This is a genomic window from Paracoccus yibinensis (assembly GCF_030846195.1).
GTDB lineage: Bacteria > Pseudomonadota > Alphaproteobacteria > Rhodobacterales > Rhodobacteraceae > Paracoccus > Paracoccus yibinensis.
Genome location: NZ_JAVCWH010000045.1, coordinates 1 through 5,917, shown reverse-complemented (window position 1 = coordinate 5,917; position 5,917 = coordinate 1). Strand labels below are relative to the sequence as shown.

At 61.3% G+C, this 5,917-nt stretch carries 3 protein-coding genes and 1 pseudogene; 1 reads left to right on the top strand and 3 read right to left on the bottom strand.

Features of this window, described 5'->3' with window-relative positions; all coding sequences use genetic code 11:
- The first annotated feature begins 119 nt into the window (after positions 1-119).
- Positions 120-1,643, top strand: coding sequence for an efflux RND transporter permease subunit (locus RAH32_RS21175; protein ID WP_306610375.1), 1,524 nt, complete (start codon positions 120-122; stop codon positions 1,641-1,643).
- A gap of 422 nt (positions 1,644-2,065) precedes the next feature.
- Here the strand turns inward: RAH32_RS21175 and RAH32_RS21170 are convergent.
- The 3 genes and pseudogenes from RAH32_RS21170 to RAH32_RS21160 form a co-directional block, all read right to left on the bottom strand.
- Positions 2,066-2,431: pseudogene (locus RAH32_RS21170) on the bottom strand (transposase family protein); the annotation flags it as partial.
- A gap of 260 nt (positions 2,432-2,691) precedes the next feature.
- Positions 2,692-4,953 (bottom strand): family 16 glycosylhydrolase, encoded by a 2,262-nt coding sequence (locus tag RAH32_RS21165; RefSeq protein WP_306610374.1) that lies wholly within the window; start codon positions 4,951-4,953, stop codon positions 2,692-2,694.
- 517 nt (positions 4,954-5,470) lie between these two features.
- Positions 5,471-5,917 (bottom strand): hypothetical protein (locus RAH32_RS21160; protein WP_306610373.1); only part of this gene is annotated, 447 nt, incomplete at its 5' end.

The following is a 5,917-nucleotide window of genomic DNA, read 5'->3' as shown; positions in this document are numbered from 1 at the left end:
AGATCAGATCGCTCGTTTTGGCCCAAAGAGGCCAATGCGCCATGGCACGCGCCAGCTATTGGTAAGCGCGCGCGCCATGGCGCCGGCCACAACCACCTGACCTGGTCTTACGCCGCCGCGTGGCCGGATTTTACGCCGCCGTTGACAGCTTCAAGTGGATCGTGATCGTCGTCACACTGGCTTTGTTCGCCCTGTCCGTCTGGGGAATGCGCTTTGTCGAGCAGCAGTTCTTCCCCACATCGGACCGCACCGAGGTTCTGGTCGATATCGTCGAGCGCCAGAACACCTCGATCGCCAAAACGCGCGAGGACATGGACCGCCTGGAACAGGTCCTTGCGGGGAACGGGGACGTGATGTTCTGGACATCCTATGTCGGCACCGGGGCGCCGCGCTTCGTGCTGGCGATGGATGTGCCGACGCCCGGTCCCTATATGGGCCAGATCGTGATCCAGACCCCGGATCTGGCGGCCCGGGACCGGGTCAAGGCGCTGCTGATGGACAAGGCCGCGCGTGAATTTCCGGGTGTCGATATCTATGTAAAGAACCTGGAAATTGGGCCTCCGGTCGGCAAGCCGGTGCAGTACCGGGTCAGCGCGCCCGATGCCGACGCGGCCCGCGATGCCGCCCGCCGACTGGCCGCCGTCCTGGCGCAAGAGCCCCGGCTGCGCGACATCTCGATGGACTGGAACGAGCCTGCCCGCGTGGTGCGGCTGGAAATCGACCAGGACCAGGTGCGGCGGCTGGGCCTGACCAGCCAGGACGTGGCCGACACGCTGTCGGCGCTGTTTTCGGGCCAGCTCATCACCCAGTTGCGCGACGACATCTTCCTGATCGACGTCGTGGGACGGGGGCAGGCCGAGGATCGCACTTCGATCGAATCGATCCGCAACCTGCAACTGCGGCTGCCGAACGGCGGGGGAACGCCGCTGTCCTCAGTCGTGTCGCTGGACTACGGGACCGAACAGCCGCTGATCGCGCAGCGCAACGGCCTGCCGACCGTCACCGTCAAGGCCGCCATATCCACCAAGGACCAGCCCGCCACGCTGGTCAACGCCCTGGTCCCGGCCGTGGCCGAATTCCAGGCCAGCCTGCCCACGGACGTGACCATCACCGTGGGCGGCACGGTCGAAACTTCGGCCGACAGCCAGGAACCGATTGCCGCCGTGGTGCCGGTGATGCTGCTGGTCATGGCGCTTCTGGTGATGGCGCAGATGCAAAGCTTCCGGCTGTCGCTGATCGTCTTCGCCGCAGCGCCCCTGGGCCTGATCGGCGTGGTCGCGGTGCTGGTGCCCTTCGGCGTGCCGATGGGCTTTGTCGCGATCCTGGGGATCCTGGCGCTGATCGGCATCCTGATCCGCAATTCCATCATCCTGGTCCACGAGATCCAGGAACTGCTGCACAAGGGGCGCAGCCAGTGGCAGGCCGTGTTCGAGGCCTCTGACAGCCGTGCCCGGCCCATCCTTCTGACGGCCGCGGCGGCATCGCTGGCGCTGATCCCGATCTCGCGCCAGGTGTTCTGGGGGCCGATGGCGTTTTCGATGATGGGCGGCATCATCGCGGGCACGCTGATCACGCTGGTCTTCGTGCCCGCGCTCTATTGCGCGGTGATGCGGGTCAGGCCGCCCGCGCCCGGTACGGCCTGATCTTGAAGCTCTTCGGTAAAAACGTGCATTGGGAGGGCAATCCCACAAGGCTGGGTTTATGACCTCTCTTGTTCGAGGAGGAAGGATCACGTCAGCACCTTTGCCGAATGCGCTGCGGACCCGTTTCCAGCGCTATATCGAAGAGGGTGCTGTCCTTCGAATGCGGCGGGTGACAGCAGGCAAGCTAGACATTGAAGGACCCGCCAGCGATGGGTTTTTGATAGGTCAGGGTCTCTTTCTCGTGTCAGACAATGGTGTATGCAGCCCAAACTCCCGGAGCGGAGATATTCATTCCGTTGTTGCCGAAGTCCGAGGTTGAACTTGGCGCCTATGCACCGGGAGCGATCGGGTGTCGGCCTGCCGAACGATCAGGTTCGGCTATATAAGGGGATGCGCAAATCTATTGCACTCTTGCCTTATCGAGGCTTGTCGCCATCGACGTCCGGCAGGCGCGATATTCCATGCCGCTGCAGGCAGCGATGCAAGGCCGAGCGCGTCAGGTGTGGTATAGAGGGTTGCAGTGCGTAGAGGCAGTCGTCCAGCGGCAGCAGCGTGTGGCGCCTGAACGCCACGACCATCGCTTCTTCCTCCGCGCTCATTGTTGTGGAGCATGGCTCCTTTGGCCCGGTCTTCAGGTCTTCGACCGTGGCCCGCTTGCGCCACTTCGCCACCGTCTTCGGATTGATGCCCAGCTCTCGGCTCAGCGTCGCGAGCGAAGCGTGCGATCGTTGTATTGCAGCTCGGATGGCGTGCGTGGTCGTGGCGCTTCCGTGACGAACTTGTCCCATAGGGCATCCTTCCATTCCCAAGAAAGGATCGCACCATCAATCCATGGGATCAAAGAGTATTACGAGGCCTCCAAACTGTCCGGAGCACTTCTCGTATAGCGTCACACCGGCGCTCGCCCCGGCGTCCATGGCGCGCGCATATCCTAGGCTGCGATATGGCCAGGATGTGCTCGATGTACCATTCACTGGACCGCGGGCCGACGCTGGCATAACGCCTGCGGACCAGTGTTTTCACAGTTTATGGCCCCGTTTTGACCCCGCTACAGAACGAAGTCGTTGGCCGTCAGGGTATGAAGTCCCGTCAACTCGATCTCGAACTCGGGGGCTATGTCGTCGTCAGTGCTGCCTTGGATGATGGTGTTTCCGTTCTGCTGGAAGTACCGCAGTCCCCCATTATCGTTGGCCAGGGTGAAGGCGGCGGTGCCGAGGAAGGTGAAGGCGTTGTTGGCGGCCGTGATGCTGCTGGCATCGATAACAGAAAGGTCGATCAGCTCGCCCACCACGTTCACCTCGAAGTCTCGGATCACGTCTCGCGCTGAGATACCCAGCCCCGTCTCTGTTTCAAGGGCAAACACGAACCGATCGGCACCTGCGCCGCCCGACAGGATGTCACGCCCGGCGCCACCGGTGAGAACGTCGTTGCCGGCTTCCCCGATCAGGACGTCGTTGCCCGACAACCCATTCAGCGTGTCATCCCCGCTAAAGCCCAGCATCAGATCTGCCGCGATGTTAACGCCATTGAGGGTCTGACTGGCGGTTGTCCCCTGCCTTAGCGTCAGGACAGAACCGCCGAAGCTGAGTTCCTCGACCGTGGACAGCGTATCGGTCCCATCGGTTCCGGTAAGTGCCGTCACGACAATGCTGGTTCCACTCAGGGCGAAGCCATAGGTTGCAACCGTCCCGCTGAACACTGCCCGATCCGTTCCCGCGCCGCCGTTGAAGACATCGTTGCCTGCGCCGCCGGTCATCGTGTCGTTGCCATCGCCCCCGATAACAGTGTCGTTGCCGCCACCACTGTTGAGAATGTCATTGCCACCCAACCCGCTCAGCGTATCGGCACCGTTGCCGGTTATGATGGTATTCGCCGCAACGTTTCCGGTCCAGTTGAAGGCTGTGGTCGGGGCCGTGGTCCCGATATAGGTCAGGTTCTCAACGTTGTTGGCGAGGGTATGGGTCGCCAGCGATGTCCGCACGGTGTCGGTTCCCAGGCCAGTGCCTTCGATCACCACATCGCCGACATTCTCGACGATGTAGAGGTCGTTGCCGGCATCGCCTTCCATGATGTCGGCCCCGAGCCCGCCGTTAAGGATGTTGTTGCCGGCGTTACCCGTCAGCCGGTTGTTGAGCACATTGCCTATGGCGTTGAGGTGTGCTGTTCCGGTCAGGACCACGTCCTCCACATGATTCGGCAGAGCAAAGGAGAAGGAGGCGTACACGGTATCACTTCCGCCGTCCGCCGCTTCGATCACCACATCGCCGAGAATGTCGACGATGTAGGTATCATTTCCGCCGCCGCCTTCCACGGTGTCGGCCCCGAGCCCGCCATCAAGGAGGTTGTTGCCAATGTTACCCGTCAGGCGGTTGTTGAGTGCGTTGCCTGTGCCGTCGGTGTCTGCGCTTCCCGTCAGGACAAGGTTGGTGACGCGATCCGGCAGGACGTAGGAGTGCTCAGAGAAGACTGTAATGGTTCCGGCACTGTCTACCTCCTCCCAAGAGGCTGGGTCAGGGTCCGCCGGATCGGTGGGGATATCTGTCGGAGCCTCCGGGTCAGTCCCATAGTTGCTGGCATACTCGCCAGCCCGAACCTCCGCTCCCATGATGCGCGCCACCAGCGGCTCCGCGGGATCCGCCCAAACCCCCGCCCACAGCTCCTGCTCTGGCTGCACCGCCCACAGGTTGATGTAGCTCTTCATCGGGCCGATGTTCCAGACACCGCCCGGCATGTCAGCGCCGGTGAATTCGCCCACGACCTCGCCGTCGATATAGAAGATCGCCTTCTCTTCGGTGACCGTAATTTCATAGGTGTGCACACTCTCCGAGGCGTCGAAACCAAGGTCGATGAACACCGGCTTGAACCCGTGATTATCAAGCGTGACATGCTCTCCGGCATCGTTCAGCATGTGGATGTTGAGCTGGACCCGGGTCGTGTCGGCGCCAACGAACTCGAAGTCGAACTCGACCCAGGGCTGGTTCTCCCAATCCGCCTTGTAGGTAAAGAGGCCGAAGACGGCCCCCGGCGTCATCTCCGGCGCCTGGACAGTCCAGCCCCAGGTGCCCGTGGTTGCCGTTTCCGCAGACTGTACTTCCCCCGCTTGGTAAGGATACTCAGAGCCTGCCGGTGCCCGGTCGAGGACCAGCTCAACGCTGCCATCGGCCGCGACCCGAACATTGTCAGGCGACCACTGCAGAATACTGGATTGTCCTGCTGGCCACTCGGACATCAGCCATCCGTCCGCCGTATGGGACTGCCAGAAACCATAAAGATCGAGCGCCGGATCGGCGGTCTCCGTTGAAGTTGTCATGGGAAAAGTGCCTCAGATTGTCCGCCTGAAAGTCCAGCGTCCCATAGGCGGTGTCGGGAGCGTTGGTGAATATCCTGCACGTAAGACGTCGTTTGCCGATATAGCGCTAAGTCTGGTCTATACTACTTAAAGTTGTGTTAATTTTTATGGATGATTAATCTTATGGTTCGTGGACGTCCGCTCTCATCACCCCGCGGCAAGAAGACCATGATTGGCACAGGTAATCTCAGAGGCAACTCGAGGAGAAATGCTGTCGCGACAATTGCTGAGCAAGTGACCGGATTTATACGAATGCATGGGAAAACGAACTTCGCGCCTGATCATCAAGCGGCGGATCTCGGGCGGTACAAAGAGCGAAGATGGCTGTCTACTACCAAGATGACGCTCACCCTGAAGTTGAATTTGGCGTCAATGCGCCAAGGGAGCGATCCGGTTTTGGCCCGCCGAACAGTCAGGTTTCGGCAGGCCTGCTAGCAACTCCCTTTACGGCCGTCCTATAGTCTTCTGCGGAGTGAGCTCAACCCGCGAGCTTCACCACCCGGCCCCAATCCGACTGGCCCCGGACGTGAGCTGCAAAGCTGTCAAGCTCTTTCTCTGTCACCAGGGTTCCGTACCACTGTGGTGCTGCCGGCTCGAAGCCGTGCGTTTCGGCCAAGGCGGCGAGCAGGTCGGCCCCGGCCAGTGACAGCGAGGAGCCGATGCTGAAGTCCTTTTCCTCGCCGGACAGGGCCAGCAGCATCGTCTCGCTGAGACAGCCCCACGCAATATTCTTTGGCAGGGTCTGGAAAGGCCCAAGATCGATTGGCGAGGGTGGGCAAACAAGGCCGCCATCAAAGACCAGAACACCGCTGTTTGAGAGATCCGAACTCGCGACATTGGGCGGACGGGCCACATCGCAGACAAGGGTTCCGGGCCGGAGTTGGGTGGGATCAACAAGCACGGTATCCGAGCTGGTTGCCACAAG

Excerpts from the sequence above, each read along its gene's own strand:
- RAH32_RS21165 (WP_306610374.1), bottom strand. The coding sequence starts at position 4,953 with ATGACAACTTCAACGGAGACCGCCGATCCGGCGCTCGATCTTTATGGT.